The sequence below is a fragment of the Aureimonas glaciei genome, assembly GCF_014643375.1.
Taxonomy (GTDB): domain Bacteria; phylum Pseudomonadota; class Alphaproteobacteria; order Rhizobiales; family Rhizobiaceae; genus Plantimonas; species Plantimonas glaciei.
On record NZ_BMJJ01000011.1, the window covers coordinates 25,179 to 40,648 of the forward strand.

Here is a 15,470-nt window from a genome sequence, read left to right on the forward strand (position 1 = left end):
GGCCGGCCAAATACAGCCGTTGACTTCAGAGTATCCCTGCACCGTCCTTGCAGCGCGTGCGCCCCGTGATGAGCCGGTTCACTCTCCGGCGGCCCGTCCTTAAATCTCCCCGCCCAGGAGCGCCTTCGCCCGCGCCTTGCGGTTCTCCCGCCACCAGATGTACAGCCCGCTGCCGATGAGCACCGCCGTGCCGAGCACCGTCGTCAGCCGGAGGTGGTCGCCGAAATAGAGGACGCTTAGCGCCGTCGAGGCCAGCACCTGGCTGTAGAGGAAGGGCGAGAGCAGCGAGGCGGGGGCGTGGCGGAAGGCGCTGACGAGGCTGAAATGGCCGATCGAGCCGACGAGGCCGATCAGCACCATCAGGCCGAAGGTCGGCAGGGAGGGCGTCTCCCAGACCGGAATGACGAAGAAGGTGAGGATCACCGTGCCGACCGCGGTGGTGTTGAACTGCGTCGCCGGGGCTTCGTCCTGGCCGGCGAGCTGGCGCGTCAGGAGCATGTAGAGCGCGTTGGCGAGGGCGGCGGCGAGCGGCAGCAGCAGATAGGGATCGGTCCCCGAGGCGCCCGGCCGCACGATCAGCATCACCCCGCAGAAGCCGGCGACCACGGCGGCGATGCGGTGGACGCCGATCTTCTCCTTCAGAAAGATCACCGACAGGATGGTGATGATGATCGGCGAGAAGAACATCACCGAGGTCGCGTCGGCGAGCGGAACGTGCACCAGGCCAAAATACATCAGCAGCGTCGCCGTCAGCAGCATGCCACCGCGAACGAACTGCAGCACCGGCCGCTTCGTGCGCAGGAAGGCGGTGCCGCTGCTGCGATAGAGATAGCCCGTCATCAGCAGCGTCTGGAAGAAATAGCGCCCCCAGACGATCTCCAGCACCGGCAGGACCGTGGTGAGATGTTTGCCGATGCTGTCCATGACCGAGAAGACCATGCCGGCAAAGACCGTCACGAGGATGCCGGTCAGAAGTTTGCTGCTGTTCACGGGGAAGGCCTGATGCTGGCGGAAGGTGAGTCGATGCTAAGCCCTGCGACCTTATCCCCCTGACCCCGCAAGTGCGACCGTCTCTGCGTCCTATCCCTGCCCCCGCGACCGGAAAGGCGCGTGCAGCAAGTCCGCACCGCCCCGCCTGCCGCCGCGCGGGCCGCGCCGGGCTTCTCCAGATATTTCCCCAGCCGTCGCCCGCCGGGTATCGAACCCGCTTTCCGCCGGCGCGTTGCCGGCCTCAGGCCGCGACCATGTGGCCCCCGCCGACATCCTCCAGCACCAGCCGCACCGGCGGATCGCCGACGCGGCGCACCGGGCTCGGGATCTCGCCGTCCAGGCGCTGAAGGCCGGCCAGCTGGCGCCGTGCCGGATCGGGCTGCGGCACGGCCGCGATCAGCCGCCGCGTATAGGCATGGCGCGGGTCGCCGAACACCTGGTCGCGGGTGCCGCGCTCGACGATCTGGCCGAGATACATCACCGCGACATGGGTGGAGATGTTCTCCACCACCGCCATGTCGTGCGAGATGAAGAGATAGGCGATGCCGAATTCTTGCTGCAGCTCGCGGAGCAGCTCCAGCACCCGCGCCTGCACCGAGACGTCGAGCGCCGAAACGCTCTCGTCGGCGACGATGAGCTTTGGCCGGAGCGCCAGGGCGCGGGCGATGCAGATGCGCTGGCGCTGGCCGCCGGAGAATTCGTGCGGATAGCGCGCCATCTGGTCGGGCGAGAGGCCCACCCGGCGGAACAGCTCCGCCGTGCGCTCGCGCTGCTCGGCCTTGTCGCCGATGGCATGGATGACGAGCGGCTCGGCGACGAGGTCGCCCGCGGTCATGCGCGGATCGAGCGAGGCAAAGGGGTCCTGAAAGATCATCTGCACGTCGCGGCGCATCGCCTTGCGACCTTTGGCGTCGAGCCCGCCCATATTGCGCCCGCCGACGACGATGTCGCCGGCATAGGGCACGAGCCCGGCCAAGGCTTTGGCCGTCGTCGACTTGCCGCAGCCGGATTCACCGACGAGGGAATAGGTCTCGTTCGCTGCGATTTCGAGGCTGACGCCGGCCACCGCATGCACCTGCCGCTGCACCCGGCCGAACAGGCCGCCGGTGAGGTCGAAGCGCACGGTGAGGTCGTTCAGCATCGCCACTGGCGGAAGCGCCGATGCGGCCACGGTCTGGTCGGCCGCCATGGCGGTCGCCTGGCGCCCGTCGCCAAACCCCATGCGCGGCACGGCGGCGAGGAGGGCCTGCGTGTAGGGATGGGTCGGGGCCGAAAACAGCGCCTCGACCGCGCCCTCTTCCACCACCTCACCCTGCCGCATCACCACGACCCGGTCGGCCATCTCGGCGACGACGCCCATGTCGTGGGTGATGAGGATGATGGCGGTGCCGAATTTCTGCTGCAACTCCTTGAGGAGGCCCAGCACCTGCGCCTGCACCGTGACGTCGAGCGCCGTCGTCGGCTCGTCGGCGATGAGCACGTCGGGCTCGAGCGCCAGCGCCATCGCGATCATCACGCGCTGGCGCATGCCGCCGGAGAGCTCGTGTGGATGCTGCGACAGGCGCGCCGCTGCATCGGGAATGCGTACCGCCTCGAGCGTCGCGATCGCCCTTTTGCGCGCCTCGGCGGACGAGACGGGGCGGTGCGCGCGAATGGCCTCGGTCAGCTGCCGGCCGATGGTCAGCACCGGGTTCAGCGAGGTCATCGGCTCCTGAAAGATCATCGCTACCCGGTCGCCGCGGATTCTTCGCAAGGCCCGCTCGTCGAGGGTCGCGAGATCGGTGTCGCCGAGCCGGATCGCGCCGCCGGCGATGCGCGCGGCAGGTTTCGGCAGAAGGCCCATGATGGCGAGCGCCGTCATCGACTTGCCCGAGCCGGATTCGCCGGCAATGCACAGCGTCTCGCCGGGGGCGAGCGTGAAGGAGAGATCGCTGACCACCGCTTTCGGCGCCGCGCTTCCGCCGACGGAGACGGTGAGGTGCTCGACGCGGAGGACGGATGAGGCCAGCTGGCTTGGACGGGTCGAGGTGAGGATCATGGCAGGCGTGGGCGCGAGGCGCCCCCCTCTGTCCTGCCGGACATCTCCCCCTCAAGGGGGGAGATCGGCCAAGCGCCGGACGTGGTTGTGCCTTTTCGCCGTCTCAGAAAACGCGCTCCCGCGCCGCCCCCGATCTCCCCCCTTGAGGGGGAGATGCCCGGCAGGGCAGAGGGGGGTACGGCGCCGCGACCCAGGGCAAGACCAGCCCTCATTCGAAGACGCAACGCGGGAAGTAGAACGACACCACCCAGTTCGGCATGTCGACGATTTCGGAAATCCGCAAGTCGCCGCAGGTCGAGACGAGCATGTAGGCGTCGATCGGGTTCAGGTTGTAGCGGGCGGAGAGAAGCTCGACCATGTCGGCGACGGCGTGCTTCGCCCCCTCCATCAGGTCGGCGCCGACGCCCGTCGTCACTTCGTAGCCCTTGGCGTCGAGATGGCGCGTCACCGGCCCGGCGGTGGTGAAGCGCGGCATTTTCAGGTTCGCGCCCTTCACGAGGTCGAGCGTCAGAACCGTGTTCATCCGGCTTTCGATCGCCGTGCCGCAGACCTCGCCGTCGCCCTGCGCGGCATGGGTGTCGCCGACCGAGAACAGCGCGCCCGCGACTTCCACCGGCAGGTACAGCACCGTGCCGGCGGAGAGATCGCGGATGTCGAGATTGCCGCCGACCCGGCGCGGCGGCACGACGGAGTGCAGGCCCTTATCGGCCGGCGCATTGCCGATGGTGCCGGCGAAGGGTTTCAGCGGCACGCGGCCATGGGTGCCGAAGGCGGCCGGTTCCATCGTCGCGGTGTCGTAGTGCCAGAGCGTCAGCGCCGGCTTCTTGAAATCGTCGGCGAGGAGACCGAAGCCCGGAATGTTCGCCGTCCAGCCAAAACCCGAGGGCTTGAAGGCCTCGATCGTCACCTTCAGCGCATCGCCGGGCTCGGCCCCCTCGACGAAGATCGGGCCCGAGACCGGGTTGATCCGGCTGAAATCCAGCGTCGCGACGTCGGCGACGGTGGAGTCCGGCGTCAGCTGGCCGGCCGAGGAATCATGGCACTCGAACTCGATGGTCGAGCCGGGGGCGACGCGCGCCGCCGGCTCGATCGAATTGTCCCAGCCGAAATGGTGCTGGCGGCCGTGGATCGTATAGTCGCAGTTACTGCACATCGGTGACCGACACGTAATCGTAGTTGACGGGGATGTTCACGGGATCGACGAAGAGCGCGTCCGCGCCCGTCATGCGCGCCGACTTGATGGTGTAGCGCTGCTCGTTGAACACCGGCACCCAGGGCGCATCGGCCATGATGGCGGTGTAGATCTCGCCCCAGAGCTTGTGGCGCTCCTCGGCCTTGGCCGGATCAGCGATGGAATCGGCCTCGACGGCCTTCTTGTCCAGGTCCTCGTTGCAGTACCAGGACCAGTTCCAGCCGCCCTCGACGGCGCCGGCGCAGCCGAGGATGGGCCCGTAGAAGTTGGACGGATCGGGGAAGTCGGCGATCCAGCCCATGCCGCCCGACCAGATCATCGCAGCACCCTCCGGCGATCCGCCGGCGGCGATGACATTGGCCTGCGCCAGCGACTGGATCGAGGCCTTGATGCCGATGGCGGCGAGATCCTGCTGGATCGCCTGGGCGATGCGCGGCTGCGGATCGGTGTTGGCGACGAAGAGTTCGGTCTCGAAGCCATCGACATGGCCGGCCTCGGCGAGCAGCGCCTTGGCGGCGGCGACGTCGTACTTGTAGCCGGCGAAATCCTTGACATAGCCCGGCATCGAGGGCGGCAGCGGCTGGTTGGCGGGCACCGCGCGGCCGTTGATGATCTGGACGATGCGGTCCTTGTTGATCGCCATGTTGACGGCCTGGCGCACCTTCACGTCGTCGAAGGGCTTCATGCGGGTGTTCATGGTGATGTAGCCGGTGTGCAGCTGGCCGCCTTCGACGACGCGCTCGGCCATCTCCGGATTGCCCATCACCTCGGTGAATTTTGCCGGCGGAATGCCGTCGCCGGGAATGTCGATCTCGCCGTTCTGCAGGCGCAGCATGGCGACGATCGGCTCCTGGCCGATCTCGAAGGTGATGGTGTCGAGGCTCGGCACGTTGGCGCGCCAGTAGTCCGGGTTCTTCTTGAACACGACGCGCTGGCCGAGCGTCCATTCAGCGAGGCTGAAGGCGCCGGTGCCGACCGGCTGGCGGCCGAAATCGGCGCCGGCGGCGTCCACCGCCTCCTTCGGCACGACCGAGGCGAAGTTCAGCCCCATCACGTGCAGGAAGGTGGCGTCCGGCCGCGACAGCTCGATCTTGACGGTCTTGGCGTCCGGCGTCGTCACGCCCGACAGGCTCTCGGCGGTGCCGGCGGCCATGGCGTCGAAGCCGGCGATGGCGCCGAAGAAGCCGGCGCCCGGGCTCTGCGTCTTCGGATTGGTGACGCGGTCGAGCGAGTATTTCACGTCCTCAGACGTCATCACCCTTCCGTTGTGGAATTTGACGCCATCGCGGAGGACGAAGGTGAAGGTCTTGCCGTCGGGCGAGATTTCGTAGCTTTCGGCAAGGCCCGGCCGCAGCGTCGTGGTGCCCGGCTCGTAGTCCATCAACCCGTCGAACAGGCTCTTGATCATCGACCAGTTCTGCCAGTCGTAGCCGATCGCCGGGTCGAGCGTGGCGACATCGTCCTTATAGGTGACGATGATCTCGCCGCCGGCCGTGCCTTGAGCGGCGGCGGGCAGCGGTGCGAAGGCGATCATCAGCGCCGAGGCGGCGACACCAAGCGAAAGAAAGGTCTTCATCGCGGTTTCCTTTGGGTTGGACTTGAAGGGCTTCAGCGCAGCTTGATGCGCGGATCGACGAAAGGGGCGAGGAGATCGGCCAGGAGATTGCCGAGGACGATGGCGACGGCGGAGACGAGGGTGACGCCCATGATGATCGGCAGGTCGACGCGCTGGATCGCCTGCCAGGCGAGCTGGCCGATGCCCGGCCAGCCGAACACGCCCTCGACGACGACGATGCCCGACATGAACAGGCCGATGTCGATGCCGATCATCGCGATCACCGGCAGGATGGCGTTGGGCAGGGCATGCCGGATGAGGATGGTGCGGCCGCCGAGACCCTTGGCGCGGGCGGTGCGGATATAGTCCTGGCGCAGGACGTCGATCATCGACGAGCGCATCATGCGGGAATACCAGCCGGCGCCGATGATGCCGAGCGTCAGGGCCGGCAGCACGAGGTGGCGCCAGGTGCCGTAGCCGCCGATCGGGAACCAGCCGAGCTGGTAGGCGAAGACGTAGAGAAGCAGCAGACCGACGACGAACTGCGGCGCCGAAACGCCGACGAAGGAGGCGACCATCAGCGCCTGGTCGGTGCCGCTGCCGCGCCGCACCGCCGCGATCAGCCCCATGGAGACGCCGATGACGAGCTCCGTACCGATCGCCGCGGCCATCAGCAGGAGGCTCGCCGGCAGGCGCGCGCCGATCAGTTCGGCGACCTCGGAGCGCTGCAGATAGGAGCGTCCGAGATCGCCCTGCAGCAGGCCCATGAAGTAACGCCCGTACTGGACGAGGAAAGGCTGGTCGAGGCCGAGCTGGGTGCGGATGTTTTCGACCATCTGCGGCGAGGCGGTGCGGCCGGCGATCTGCCGCACGGGGTCCGCCGGCAGGAGATAGAGGAGCGCGAAGGTGACGAAGGAGACGCCGACGAGGATGAGGACGGCCTGGAACAGGCGACGCAGGAGATAGACGGCCATCAGTCGCGCCCTCGCTCGGTCGGGTCGAGCACGTCGCGGAGCGCGTCGCCGACGAGGTTGAAGGCGAGCGCCACGATCAGGATGATCGCGCCGGGAAAAAACACCAGCCAGGGCGCCGCCTGGAAATAGGTCTGGTTCTCGAAGATGATGTTGCCCCAGGAGGCGTCCGGCGGCTGCACGCCGACGCCGAGATAGGACAGCGTCGCCTCCAAGAGCACCGTCGTCGAGATGCCGAGCGTACCGTAGACGATGACGGTGGAGGTGAGGTGCGGCAGGATGTGGCGGAAGAGGATGCGTGAGGGCGAGGCGCCGAGGCTGCGCTCGGCGGCGATGTATTCGCGCTCCGACAGTGCCCGCGTCTCGCCGTAGACGACGCGCGCCACCTGCACCCAGTTCACCAGCGCGATGACGAGGGCGACGATCCACAGGCTGGGACTCAAGACGGCGGCGAGGCAGATGGCGAGGAGCAGCGCCGGAAAGGCCATCATCAAATCGGTGAAGCGCATCATCAGCCCGCCGATCCAGCCTTGGACATAGCCGGCGACGACGCCGACGGCGGTGCCGATGAGGAGCGCCGCGCCATTGGCGACGATGCCGATGATGAGCGAGTTGCGCGCGCCGTAGAGCAGGCGCGTCAGGAGATCGCGGCCGAGGAGATCGGTGCCGAGCCAGTAGGTCGCTGTCGGCCCGAGCGGCGCGCCTTCGATGGTCAGGCCGTCGAAGAACTGCTCGTTCGGATCGAAAGGCGCGATCCACGGCGCCGCAATGGCGGCGAAGACGACGATGCCGATGATGGCCAGGCCGAAGACGGCGAGCTTGCGCTTCAGCAGCCGCGCCCAGACGCCGCGGGCGACGGGCACGGCGGGAACGGCGACGATATCGGGGGCGACGGGCATGCTCATGCGAGACCTCCCTGCCGGCCGGCAGCGCCGGGCCCGGACTTTTCGTCCTGGCCCGCTTCCTCTTTCAGGGCATTGATGCGGCGGGCCGCCTCCTCGATCGTCACCTGCCAGCCCATGGCGAGCGTACGCAGCTGCGCAAAGGCCTGCTCCTCGCCGATGCCGCCGGTGGAGAGCGCCACCACGGCCTTGACCACGCTCTGCCGCTCGCCGACGCGCTCGCGCAGCATCGCGACCTCGCGCGCCAGCGTCTGCCGCGCGTCGAAACCCTGACGGGCGATCAAAAGCGCGGAATAGACGCCGGCATTGCCGACGGGCTTCAGGATCTGCGCATCGGCGCGGTGCGACAGCGCCCATTCGATCCGGCCGGGCGCTTCCGAGCCGATCAGCGCGACGAGCGGCATCGGCGCTTCGCCGGGCTTCCACGGAAACTGCGCGTCGAAGCCGAGATCGGCGTCGAAGAACAGGAAATCGGCGGCGAGTGCGGAGGCCGGCAGGTCGGGCCAGCATTCCTCGACCTCGAGGCCGATGGCCGCGAGCTGCCGCAGGATCGCCGTCACCGTCTGGTGCGGCCGGTGCAGGACGAGGGCGCGGCGGCCGCCGAGATTGGGAATGCGCGGACGGCGGCTCACTGCACCACCCTCAGGCCGGGCCGGGCGAAGACCGTGTGCGGGTCATAGCGCGAGAGATAGGGATCGGGCGCCACCAGAGGGCTCGATTCCAGCACCTCGAACCCCGCGCCGCGAATGCGGCCGAGCTTCACCGGCAGGCTGGAATGCTGGGTCTGGCGGTCGATGGCGATGCGGCCGAGGGCGGTGGTGAAGATCTGCCCCTCGAAGGCGCCGGCCGTCACCTCCGGGGCATCGCTGCCGGTGCGCGCGATCGTCGCCGCCAGCACCGTCACCGCCGAATGCGCTGCAGCCATGAAGGAGGAGGTCGGGCCCGGCACGGCCAGCTTGGCATCATGGAAGAACGGCCCGATCGACAGGTGCCCCTCGCCGCTGCCGCCGAGCGCCGGCAGCTCGGGCTCGGTCAGATTGCAGCTGACGATCGGCCGCCGGTCCGGCCGGAACCGCGCATCGGCCTCGCCGAGCGCGGCATAGGCCTTGAAGAAGGCGTAGGACGAGGGACCGATCAGATTGTTGAGGACGAAGTTCGGCAGCGTGGCGCGGATCTCTTCGATGAGCCTCGCGACATCGGTGTCGCCCATCGGCAGGTAACGCTCGCCGCGCACCTCGCCGCCGGCGTCGGCGACCAGATCGCGGGCGACGCGGTTCATCTCCCAGCCCCAGATGTAGTTGGAGCCGACGAGAAAGGCGTCGCGGCCGAAGCGCGGCACGACATGGGCGACCAGCGGCACCAGATGCTGGTTCGGGCAGGCATGGCTGTAGACGACGTGCTCGCTCGCCTCGAACCCCTCATAGGGCGCAGGATACCAGAGCAGGCCGCCGCATTTCTCCAGCACCGGAATGACTTCCTTGCGGCTCCAGGAGGTGATGCAGCCGACCACATGCCGCGCGCCCGATCGCTTGAGAATATCCTCGCAGAGCGGCGCATAGGCGTCGATCCGCCCCTCCGGGTCACGCTCCACCGGAACGAAGGTCACGCTCGCCTGCGGATCGGCGTTGACGGACTCGACAGCCATCATCGCCCCGTCGCGGCAGGCTTCGCCGAGCAGCGAATAGTTGCCGGAGCGGGAAAACAGCAGCCCGAGTTCGATGCGCTTGCGGAGCAAGGCCCCTCCCAATGAAAAAGGCCCCGTCGTCCCACATGCCAGAGGCGGGGACGATCGGGGCCATGATGCCGCCCGGCAGCGGGGCCGGTATGTGGCGTCACCGTAGCAACCGCCCTGTCGCTGTCAAGCCGACATGCACCGAAATTGCACAGGTCGTTAAAATGAGCAGGCTCCCAATTCACTGAGCCTTAACATCTGCCTTCAATACTCCGAGGTGCCTCCGGAGAGTTCTGTGATGATCGTACAGCGTTTTCGCCGCTTTCTCAGCGCCCGCGGCGGCAGCTTGCCCTTGATGACGGCCCTCTTGCTGGTCCCGATGACGATCCTGTCCGGCGGTGCCGTCGACCTGATCGCGCACGAGAAGCTGCGGACCGAGCTTCAGGATGCGCTGGATCGCGGCGTCCTGGCCGCCGCCGCGCTGTCGCAGACGCAGACCGCCGAACAGACGGTGACGAACTACCTGCGGAAGGCCATGCCCAACCGGACCGTGCTGCTGCAGGTCACGGAAGACCGGACGATCAATTCCCGCAAGGTCACGGCCACGGCCACCCTGCCCTACACCCCCTCCTTTCTGAAACTGGCCGGCCTCACCACGCTCAGCGTCCCCGCCACCTCCGTGGCGCAGGAGAAGCGGCAGAAGGTGGAGATGTCGCTCGTCCTCGATATTTCCGGGTCCATGTACGACAATGGCGGCATGGTCCAGCTGAAGCCGGCGGCCAAGGCCTTCATCGACACCATGCTGAAGACGGAAACGCGTCCCGTCACCTCCGTCAGCATCGTGCCCTTCGCCGGGCAGGTGAACCTTGGACAGGGCGTCTTCGACTATCTCGCCTCCGGCCAGAGAGTCGATGGCAAGACGGACTACGTCAGGCGCCATTCCTACAGCTCCTGCTTCGAGATGCTCGGCACGGACTTCGGCGCCGCCATACCCGCTTTCCCGTCACGCGATCACGTGCCGCACTTCACCTATTACAACTACAATGCCAGGGGAAAGCAGCCCTGGTGGTGCCCGACCGACGACGCCTCGGTCAGCTATCTCTCCAACGATCCCACCTATCTCAAGGCCCGCATCGACGCGCTGCAGCCCTTCGACGGCACCGGCACCGCCTACGGCATGAAATGGGCCCAGCTGCTTCTGGACCCGGCCATGCGCCCGGCCGTCACGGGCATCGCCGCCCGCAATCTGGCGCCGATCCCCGCGGCGTTCGTCGGCCGCCCGGCCGCCTTCGACGATACCGAGACGATGAAGTTCATCGTGCTGATGACCGACGGTCAGATCGGCTTCCAGCCGCGGCCGGCCAGCCTGACCACCAACGCCGTCACGAACAAGAACATCAGCGCCAATGCCGACCACCGCGAGATCTTCTCCGGCCAGGTCGGCGCCCAGTACAAGCAGATCTGCGACTACTCGAAGTCGAAGGGCATCACCGTCTTCACCATCGCCTTCAAGATCAGCGACAACGCCGTGGCCAACAGCCTCGCCGCCTGTGCCAGCAACGCCTCCTATGCCTTTCGCGTCGACGGTCTCGACATTGCCAACGCCTTCCAGTCGATCGCGACGGCGATCCAGAAGATCAAGCTGATCGGCTGACCATGCAGCGCGCTTTCCAACGCCTGCTGCGGGATCGTGGCGCGGCCACGGCGGTGGAATTCGCCTTCGTCGCGCCGCTCTTCTTCGCCCTGGTGCTGTCGACCTTCGAGGTCGGCTGGACGATGACGCAGGGAATGATGCTCGATCGGGCCCTCGACCAGACCATCCGCCAGGTCCGCCTGGGCGGACCAGATGCGCCCCAGACACAGGAGGCGATCCGCGGCGCCATCTGTTCGAAGACGCCGGTCATCCTCGACTGCCGCAACGTGCTTTCGGTCGAGTTGGTCACGATCAGGACGCCGGCCGACTTTCCGTCCGACACGGCGCGGTGCATCGACCGTTCCGGAAAGGTCAACCCGACGCTGCGGTTTACCACGGGCAACCGCTCCGCGATGATCATGTATGTGCGCGCCTGCGCCGTCATCGATCCGCTGACGCCGCTGATCGGGCTCGCTCTGGCCCTGCCGAAGGACTCCACCGGTGGCTATCGTCTGGTGTCCACCTCCGCCTTCATGAACGAACCGTGATGAGGAAGCTGCATTTTTCCAGCGGTTCGAAGCGGCGCTTCGGCAGGGACGAAGCCGGCGTGGTGGGCATCGAATTCGCCTTCATCGCCCCGGTCCTGGTCCTGCTGCTGCTGGGCTCGACGACCCTGTTCAACCTCATGCGCGACAACGGCCGCTGCGAGAAGGCGACCTTTACCATCGCCGACCTCCTCTCCCGTGAGACGGACGTCAACGACACCGATCTGGCCAACATGACCCAGATGTTCCTGAAGATGACCCCGGCCAGTGCCGCCAGCCGAACCCTGCGCATGACCAGTATCAAGAAGGCGGCCGGCAAGTTCAGCGTCGACTGGTCCTATGCGGTTTCGCCGCTCGCCAAGATGACGACGACCAGTATTCCGATCACCAAGCTTCCCGAAATCGCCGACGGCGATTCCTTCGTCCTCGTCGAGACGCATGTCTCCTATCGCCCGCTGTTCTCGATCGCCGGTCTCGTCAGCGGCACGCACGACAAGATGGCGATCAACCGTCCCCGCTTCACCTCGGCCATCGTGAAGACCGACTGACGGCGTCTTCAACTATTCGAGAGCAGATGACAGCGAGGGGTCGCCCGCGTAGAACACATTTCTCGCCGAGACCTTCAGGACAGCCGTGACTTCAGCCCATCTTCTTCTCCGCCAGGCCACGGCCGACGCGCACGATGTGGTCGATGCCGCCTTCGGACGCTTCGATCTCACCCGTGCCGACGACTATCGCAACTTCCTGTCGGCCCAGGCCGAGGTGCTCGCGCCGCTGGAGGCGCTGCTGATGAAAAGCCCGCAGCTTCCGCCGTGGCGCCCCCGCCTGGCGCTGCTCGCCCGCGATCTCGCCGCGCTCGATGCTGATCTCCCGCACCCGGCGCCTGTGGATGGCCTGGACGGGCCGGGCGAGCTTCTGGGCGCGCTCTACGTGCTCGAGGGCTCTCGGCTCGGCGGCGGCATGCTGGTGCGCGGCGTCGGACCCGGCCTGCCACGAGAGTTTCTGGGCGCCACCCATCTCAAGGGCGAATGGCGCGCGCTGCTGGCAGAACTGGATGCGGCCGCGCAAACCGCACCGGCCGAGGCGGCCATGCTGGCGGGGGCACGCCGGGTGTTCCGCCTCTACGCCGAAGCGGCGGAACGCGTGGCCACCGCCGCCGCCTGATCAGTTGCGCGACGCCCCGACGGCCGCGGTGAGGATCGCCCTCAGGCCGGGATCGTTGCTGTCGTAGCTGATCGTGCCGCCCAGTCGATCGACGATGGCGCCGATCATCCGCGTGCCAAAACCCTTCTCCGGCACCTGCATGCCCTGCCCCTCGTCCGCGACGATCAGGCGAAAGCTGCTGCGATAGGGCTCGAGCACGATCGAGATCTTTCCCGGCGCGCCGCCATAAGCGTATTTGCGGGCGTTGATGACGAGTTCGGTGAGGATCAGCCCGGTGCTGACGGCACGGTCGGCCGACACCGGGATCGGCGCCAGATCGGCATGCAGTTGGTCGCGCCATTCCTCACCCATGGACTGGCGCATGTCCTCGCACAGTTCCTCGAGATAGCGACCAAGATCGACCTGTTCGACATTGTCGTCCTGGTAGAGCCGGCGGTGGACGAGGGCGACGGCCGACAGGCGTCGCTGCGCCTCGCCGAGGCCAGTGACCACCGCTGGATCGCTTGATGCCCGCGCCTGCATGGCGAGAAAGGCCGCAACGAGCTGCAGGCTGTTCTGCACCCGATGGTTCACCTCCTTCACCAGATAGTCCTTCTGGCGCAGCAGGCTCTCCTTGTCGGCGAGCGTCGCCGTCAACTCGGCGTTGAGCGCCTGCAGCCGGCGGTTCTGGCGTTCCTTGACGACCGCGTCGCGAAGCCGGCCCGCCGCCTCGACCTCGCCCAGCGTCCAGGGCCTCGCCTCGCCGCGCACTGTCTCGCTCCAGGCGTCGAACGATGCCCGCGGGCTCAGCGTGTCGCCCTTCGTCAGGACGACCGCCTTGTGCGGATTGCCGGCCCATTCGATCACCTCGACCTGCTCGGCCCGGAACCACAGGAAGACGATCGGTTCCTGGCTCGACAGGGTCACCGACAACAGCCCGCTGGCGGTCTCGCGAAAGGCCGCGGCCGGGGCGTACAGGCCCGACAGGCGCTCCGTCGCCACGGGATCGGGGCCCGACCGGCCCTGCAGCCAGGCGGCGAGGTCCAGCACCGCCTCCGGCGGGGGGCAACCGCCCGCAGATTGCACCTGGTGTCCCTGCACCAGAGCGAAGCCGTCGGCGTCCAGCATCTTGCGCATGTCCGGCAGGCTGGCGCGGAACAGCTCGGAATCCATCCCCTCGCGCGCCAGCCGGGCGGCGATCGCGTCCTCGGCGGCGCGCAGTCTCAGGCGCTCGCGGTAGAGCTCGGCCTCCTCGCGAGCACGGATCTGGCGGGCGAGGCCGCCGGCCAGCACGCGGCAGGCGGCGCGGGTGTCGAAGCTCAGCTGGCGCGGCGTGCGGTGATGGCAGGCGACCAGCCCCCATAACAAGCCGTCCTTGACGATCGAGATCGAGGCGGAGGCGCCGACGCCCATGTTCTGGAGATAGCGGACATGGATCGGCGAGACGCTGCGCAGCGCCAGGTCGCTCATGTCGAGACCGGTCAGCCCCGCGCGCGCGGGGCGCAGGGGCGCCGGGACGTAATCCACGTCCGGGATGACCCGGACATGGTGGCGCACATAAAGGGCCCGCGCCTGCTTCGGAATGTCGGAGGCGGGAAAATGATGGTTGAGGAAGGAGCCGAGCGCGGGATCGCGCGACTCGGCGATAACGGCGCCGGCCTCGTCGTCAAGAAAGCGGTAGATCATCACCCGGTCGAATCCGGTGAGGTCCCGGAAGACCGTCGCCGCCTGGTCGCACAGGCCCTGGAGATCCGAGGCCCGGCCGAAGACGGCGCTGGCATGGTCGAGATAGGACAGAATGCCGCTGGCCGAACGGGGGACAGTCGACACCGGCTCGAATTCGACGAGAAGGGCACCCTCCGCCTCGTGGATGACCGCGTCGAACCTCTCGTGGCGGCCGGCGACCTCGATCACCGCGGGACCATGCTGGCCACCCACGGCGTCTTCGGGAGCGACCTCGCCGATCAGCGCGGAAAGATCGGCGCCGAGCCAGTCGGCGGCGAGTCGCGCCTCAATGTCGCCGGCGCCGGCGACGATGCGTCGCGTCTGACGGTCGACCACCAGCAGGAGGCCGTGCGGCTGGATGGAACCCGGCACATAGATCGGCTCGCGATCGCAGATGGCCAGATCGTAGCCGAGATCGGAAGAATCGTGCGCTCTCGTCAGTCCATATTCTGCATCGTCCACACGGCACCTCTCGTCTTTATGGCCGCAGCCTGAAGACGCCTAAGCATTTTGGCCCGGATCCGGTTCCCGAAGCCGGCACGCCGCCGGCCGCCCTCCGGCGTCCGCGAGGGCGGACGAAAGCTCTCTTCTCAGCCCGCCGCCGTGGCCAGAAGCGTGCCCATGCGCTGCACCGCCAGCGCATAGCCCTCGACGCCGAAGCCGGCAATCACCCCGTCGGCGCGCAGCGACACATAGGAGTGATGGCGAAAGGCCTCGCGCTTGTGGACATTGGAGATGTGGACCTCCAGCACCGGGCCGTCGAAGGCGTTCAGCGCGTCGAGAATGGCGACGGACGTGTGGGTGAAGGCGGCGGGGTTGATGATGATGCCGGACCCCGCTTCGCGCGCCTCGTGGATCCAGTCGATGATCTGATGTTCGGCATTGCTCTGGTGGAAGCGGATGGCGAGGCCGAGGGCCTCGGCCCGCTGGCGGCAGTCGGCCTCGACGTCGGCGAGCGTCTCGCGCCCGTAGATCTCGGGCTGGCGCTTGCCGAGGAGGTTGAGGTTCGGGCCGTTCAGAATGAAGATCGGTCTGGTCATGGTCATCCCCCTGGATCGGCGCCCGCGAGAGCGGAAAGCCGGGCGCCGCCGCGGCCGCTGGCGG

Annotated in this window: 14 protein-coding genes; 4 read left to right on the top strand and 10 right to left on the bottom strand. The window is 67.5% G+C overall.

Going from position 1 to position 15,470, the window contains the following annotated elements:
- Positions 1 to 99 precede the first annotated feature (99 nt).
- The 8 genes from IEX88_RS20065 to IEX88_RS20100 all read right to left on the bottom strand — a co-directional run bounded on the left by IEX88_RS20065 (position 100) and on the right by IEX88_RS20100 (position 9,383).
- Positions 100 to 990 carry a DMT family transporter gene (locus IEX88_RS20065; RefSeq protein WP_244640395.1) on the bottom strand — a complete coding sequence of 297 codons (891 nt, stop codon included), beginning with the start codon at positions 988 to 990 and terminating at the stop codon, positions 100 to 102.
- 241 nt (positions 991 to 1,231) lie between these two features.
- Positions 1,232 to 3,028 carry an ABC transporter ATP-binding protein gene (locus tag IEX88_RS20070; protein ID WP_188854190.1) on the bottom strand — a complete coding sequence of 599 codons (1,797 nt, stop codon included), beginning with the start codon at positions 3,026 to 3,028 and terminating at the stop codon, positions 1,232 to 1,234.
- A 208-nt stretch (positions 3,029 to 3,236) separates the two neighbouring features.
- Positions 3,237 to 4,181 (bottom strand): acetamidase/formamidase family protein, encoded by a 945-nt coding sequence (locus IEX88_RS20075; protein ID WP_188854192.1) that lies wholly within the window; start codon positions 4,179 to 4,181, stop codon positions 3,237 to 3,239.
- On the bottom strand, positions 4,171 to 5,796 hold the full coding sequence (locus tag IEX88_RS20080; RefSeq protein ID WP_188854194.1) for an ABC transporter substrate-binding protein: 1,626 nt from the start codon (positions 5,794 to 5,796) through the stop codon (positions 4,171 to 4,173). The genes IEX88_RS20075 and IEX88_RS20080 overlap by 11 nt, the downstream gene beginning before the upstream one ends.
- A gap of 32 nt (positions 5,797 to 5,828) precedes the next feature.
- Positions 5,829 to 6,749 carry an ABC transporter permease gene (locus IEX88_RS20085; protein WP_188854196.1) on the bottom strand — a complete coding sequence of 307 codons (921 nt, stop codon included), beginning with the start codon at positions 6,747 to 6,749 and terminating at the stop codon, positions 5,829 to 5,831.
- Complete coding sequence (locus tag IEX88_RS20090; protein ID WP_188854198.1) at positions 6,749 to 7,651, bottom strand: ABC transporter permease; 903 nt, start codon at positions 7,649 to 7,651, stop codon at positions 6,749 to 6,751. The genes IEX88_RS20085 and IEX88_RS20090 overlap by 1 nt, the downstream gene beginning before the upstream one ends.
- Positions 7,648 to 8,280 carry an ANTAR domain-containing response regulator gene (locus IEX88_RS20095; protein WP_188854200.1) on the bottom strand — a complete coding sequence of 211 codons (633 nt, stop codon included), beginning with the start codon at positions 8,278 to 8,280 and terminating at the stop codon, positions 7,648 to 7,650. The genes IEX88_RS20090 and IEX88_RS20095 overlap by 4 nt, the downstream gene beginning before the upstream one ends.
- Positions 8,277 to 9,383 (bottom strand): transporter substrate-binding protein, encoded by a 1,107-nt coding sequence (locus IEX88_RS20100; protein WP_188854202.1) that lies wholly within the window; start codon positions 9,381 to 9,383, stop codon positions 8,277 to 8,279. Before IEX88_RS20100 ends, IEX88_RS20095 begins: the two co-directional genes overlap by 4 nt.
- 235 nt (positions 9,384 to 9,618) lie before the next feature.
- Between IEX88_RS20100 and IEX88_RS20105 the strand changes: the two genes are divergently transcribed.
- The 4 genes from IEX88_RS20105 (at position 9,619) to IEX88_RS20120 (ending at position 12,662) form a co-directional block, all read left to right on the top strand.
- On the top strand, positions 9,619 to 10,974 hold the full coding sequence (locus tag IEX88_RS20105) for a TadE/TadG family type IV pilus assembly protein (RefSeq protein WP_188854204.1): 1,356 nt from the start codon (positions 9,619 to 9,621) through the stop codon (positions 10,972 to 10,974).
- 2 nt (positions 10,975 to 10,976) lie between these two features.
- Positions 10,977 to 11,501 (top strand): TadE/TadG family type IV pilus assembly protein, encoded by a 525-nt coding sequence (locus IEX88_RS20110; protein ID WP_188854206.1) that lies wholly within the window; start codon positions 10,977 to 10,979, stop codon positions 11,499 to 11,501.
- Complete coding sequence (locus tag IEX88_RS20115; protein WP_188854208.1) at positions 11,501 to 12,046, top strand: TadE/TadG family type IV pilus assembly protein; 546 nt, start codon at positions 11,501 to 11,503, stop codon at positions 12,044 to 12,046. The genes IEX88_RS20110 and IEX88_RS20115 overlap by 1 nt, the downstream gene beginning before the upstream one ends.
- Before the next feature lie 85 nt (positions 12,047 to 12,131).
- Positions 12,132 to 12,662: a biliverdin-producing heme oxygenase gene (locus tag IEX88_RS20120; RefSeq protein ID WP_188854210.1), complete on the top strand. Its 531-nt coding sequence runs from the start codon at positions 12,132 to 12,134 to the stop codon at positions 12,660 to 12,662.
- Here the strand turns inward: IEX88_RS20120 and IEX88_RS20125 are convergent, their stop codons facing one another.
- Both IEX88_RS20125 and aroQ read right to left on the bottom strand, forming a co-directional pair.
- The gene (locus tag IEX88_RS20125; RefSeq protein WP_244640396.1) at positions 12,663 to 14,828 is read right to left on the bottom strand and encodes a histidine kinase dimerization/phosphoacceptor domain -containing protein; all 2,166 of its coding nucleotides are present in this window, start codon (positions 14,826 to 14,828) and stop codon (positions 12,663 to 12,665) included.
- Between the two features lie 128 nt (positions 14,829 to 14,956).
- Positions 14,957 to 15,406, bottom strand: a complete 450-nt coding sequence (aroQ, locus tag IEX88_RS20130) for a type II 3-dehydroquinate dehydratase (protein ID WP_188854212.1) — start codon at positions 15,404 to 15,406, stop codon at positions 14,957 to 14,959.
- Between the last annotated feature and the right edge of the window lie 64 nt (positions 15,407 to 15,470).

What these genes read in the sequence shown, in the direction of transcription:
- IEX88_RS20115 (WP_188854208.1), top strand. Translation starts at nt 11,501, where the DNA reads ATGAGGAAGCTGCATTTTTCCAGCGGTTCGAAGCGGCGCTTCGGCAGG.
- IEX88_RS20070 (WP_188854190.1), bottom strand. Translation starts at nt 3,028, where the DNA reads ATGATCCTCACCTCGACCCGTCCAAGCCAGCTGGCCTCATCCGTCCTC.
- IEX88_RS20080 (WP_188854194.1), bottom strand. Translation starts at nt 5,796, where the DNA reads ATGAAGACCTTTCTTTCGCTTGGTGTCGCCGCCTCGGCGCTGATGATC.
- IEX88_RS20110 (WP_188854206.1), top strand. Translation starts at nt 10,977, where the DNA reads ATGCAGCGCGCTTTCCAACGCCTGCTGCGGGATCGTGGCGCGGCCACG.
- IEX88_RS20090 (WP_188854198.1), bottom strand. Translation starts at nt 7,651, where the DNA reads ATGAGCATGCCCGTCGCCCCCGATATCGTCGCCGTTCCCGCCGTGCCC.
- IEX88_RS20085 (WP_188854196.1), bottom strand. Translation starts at nt 6,749, where the DNA reads ATGGCCGTCTATCTCCTGCGTCGCCTGTTCCAGGCCGTCCTCATCCTC.
- IEX88_RS20105 (WP_188854204.1), top strand. Translation starts at nt 9,619, where the DNA reads ATGATCGTACAGCGTTTTCGCCGCTTTCTCAGCGCCCGCGGCGGCAGC.
- IEX88_RS20075 (WP_188854192.1), bottom strand. Translation starts at nt 4,181, where the DNA reads ATGTGCAGTAACTGCGACTATACGATCCACGGCCGCCAGCACCATTTC.
- aroQ (WP_188854212.1), bottom strand. Translation starts at nt 15,406, where the DNA reads ATGACCAGACCGATCTTCATTCTGAACGGCCCGAACCTCAACCTCCTC.